The organism is Mycobacterium sp. TH-M116, assembly GCF_057473685.1.
This window is the reverse complement of sequence record NZ_JBYCLC010000004.1, coordinates 1-2,019: the sequence shown is the minus strand read 5'-3', so window position 1 is coordinate 2,019 and position 2,019 is coordinate 1. Positions and strand designations below refer to the sequence as shown.

4 protein-coding genes are annotated in these 2,019 nt (G+C 67.8%); 3 read left to right on the top strand and 1 reads right to left on the bottom strand.

What is annotated here, in order from left to right; translation table 11 throughout:
• Positions 1 to 154 (top strand): acyl-CoA dehydrogenase family protein (locus tag AC2VOK_RS00100; protein WP_428898659.1); only part of this gene is annotated, 154 nt, incomplete at its 5' end.
• Between the two features lie 65 nt (positions 155 to 219).
• Here AC2VOK_RS00100 and AC2VOK_RS00095 read toward each other — a convergent pair.
• Positions 220 to 963 carry a dienelactone hydrolase family protein gene (locus AC2VOK_RS00095; RefSeq protein WP_428898658.1) on the bottom strand — a complete coding sequence of 248 codons (744 nt, stop codon included), beginning with the start codon at positions 961 to 963 and terminating at the stop codon, positions 220 to 222.
• Between the two features lie 64 nt (positions 964 to 1,027).
• On the opposite strand from AC2VOK_RS00095, the gene AC2VOK_RS00090 reads away from it, so the two are divergent.
• Together AC2VOK_RS00090 and AC2VOK_RS00085 are read left to right on the top strand one after the other, a co-directional pair.
• A complete protein-coding gene (locus AC2VOK_RS00090) occupies positions 1,028 to 1,828 on the top strand; it encodes a thymidylate synthase (RefSeq protein WP_428898657.1) in 801 nt (266 codons plus the stop codon).
• A partial coding sequence (locus tag AC2VOK_RS00085) for a dihydrofolate reductase (protein WP_428898656.1) occupies positions 1,825 to 2,019 on the top strand: 195 nt, incomplete at its 3' end. The genes AC2VOK_RS00090 and AC2VOK_RS00085, both read left to right, overlap by 4 nt.

The following is a 2,019-nucleotide window of genomic DNA, read 5'->3' as shown; positions in this document are numbered from 1 at the left end:
GGAGTGCATTCAGTTGCACGGCGGCATCGGGATGACGTGGGAGTATCCCGCCCATCTGTACCTCAAGCGGGCCAAGAGCGACCAGCTGGCGTTGGGGACCGCCTACCGCCACCGAGCGCGCCTGGCCGCACTGGTTGATCTGCCTTCCGGCTGACGAAACGCCTTTCCTGACCGCGCCGCGGTAGTCACGTGTGCCCGGTTGTCAGGTGTGCCCGGTTGTCAGGTGTGCCCCAGCGCCGAGTCGAAGAGGCCCGTCATCGCCGCCCAGTGCCGCTCGTCGGCGGCGGCGTCGTACGGAGGGTTGTCCGGGACCGCGAACCCATGGGCCGCCGGGTAGAACTCGATGGTGTGCGACACGCCTGCCGCCGTCAGCGCGTTGTCGAGCTGGTCGGCGTGAGCGGGGGTGAACGACGCGTCGTTCTCCGCGCCGCCGACATACACCGCGGCGGTCATCCGGTCGGCCGACAGGTGCGGGCTGTCCGCGGTGTCGGTGACCAGTCCGCCGCCATGGAATGACGCCGCGGCCGCGACGCGTTCCGGAACGCGGCCGGCCACGATCACCGACGTCCGCCCGCCCATGCAGTAGCCGCACACGCCGAATCGGTCGCCCGCGACCTCGGGGCGGCCCGCCAGGTACGAGAAGAAGACGCGGGCATCGTCGGCCATCTTGTCCGGGGTGACGCTGCCGATCATCGAGAACAACCGCTGGCGTTCTTTCGCATCTGCGAACACGGTGGCCATGTCGAACGGGGCCCAGTCGCCGCTGCGGTAGTACACGTCGGGAAGCAGCACGGCGTAGCCGTACCCGGCCAGTTTGGCGGCCATCTGGTCGAAGGCGTCGCGCACCCCGCCGGCGTCGGTGTACATGACCACGCCGGGCCACGGACCGCTCCCCTCGGGGGTGAACAGTTTGACGGTGCACACGCCGTCGGCAGTGGTGATGGTGTCGGTGATTTTCGGCATGGTCTTGTTGTACTCTGCGCGATCTTCGCGGGGTTTTCCGGCGTCGACCGGCTAAGCTGGCCGCGTGCCGGTACCGACCCCCTACGAGGACCTACTGCGCGTGGTGCTCGAGCGGGGCACGGCCAAATCCGATCGCACCGGCACCGGTACCCGCAGCCTGTTCGGCCAGCAGTTGCGCTACGACCTCTCGGCGGGTTTTCCGCTGGTGACCACCAAGAAGGTGCATGTCAAGTCGGTGGTCTACGAGTTGCTGTGGTTCCTGCGCGGTGACTCCAACGTCGGCTGGCTGCAGGAGCACGGGGTGAGCATCTGGGACGAATGGGCCGACAGCACAGGCGATCTCGGCCCGATCTACGGCGTGCAATGGCGATCGTGGCCGACCCCGTCCGGCGAGCACATCGACCAGATCAGCGCCGCACTGCACCTGCTGCGCACCGACCCGGACTCGCGGCGGATCATCGTGTCGGCCTGGAACGTCGCAGACATCCCGCGGATGGCGCTGCCCCCGTGTCATGCGTTCTTCCAGTTCTACGTGGCCGGCGGACGGCTGAGCTGCCAGCTCTACCAGCGCAGCGCCGACCTGTTCCTCGGGGTGCCTTTCAACATCGCCAGCTACGCGTTGCTCACCCACATGATGGCCGCCCAGGCCGGCCTGGGCGTCGGTGAGTTCGTGTGGACGGGCGGCGACTGCCACATCTACGACAACCACGTCGAGCAGGTGCGGCTGCAACTGGCCCGCGACCCCCGCCCGTATCCTGAACTCGTTCTGGCGCAACGTGATTCGATCTTCGACTATATTTATGAGGACGTCGTCGTGCGCAATTACGACCCGCACCCGGCGATCAAAGCTCCTGTCGCCGTATGACGGTCGGTCTGGTCTGGGCGCAGTCGACGTCCGGTGTGATCGGCCGCGGCGGAGAGATCCCGTGGCGGCTGCCCGAGGACCTGGCCCGTTTCAAGCAGCTGACCATGGGACACACCGTGGTGATGGGCCGGCGCACGTGGGAGTCGTTGCCGGCCGGCGTCCGGCCGCTGCCGGGCCGCCGAAACGTCGTC

Bases quoted from the DNA above. Each gene is read 5' to 3' on its own strand.
- AC2VOK_RS00095 (WP_428898658.1), bottom strand. From the start codon at position 963: ATGCCGAAAATCACCGACACCATCACCACTGCCGACGGCGTGTGCACC.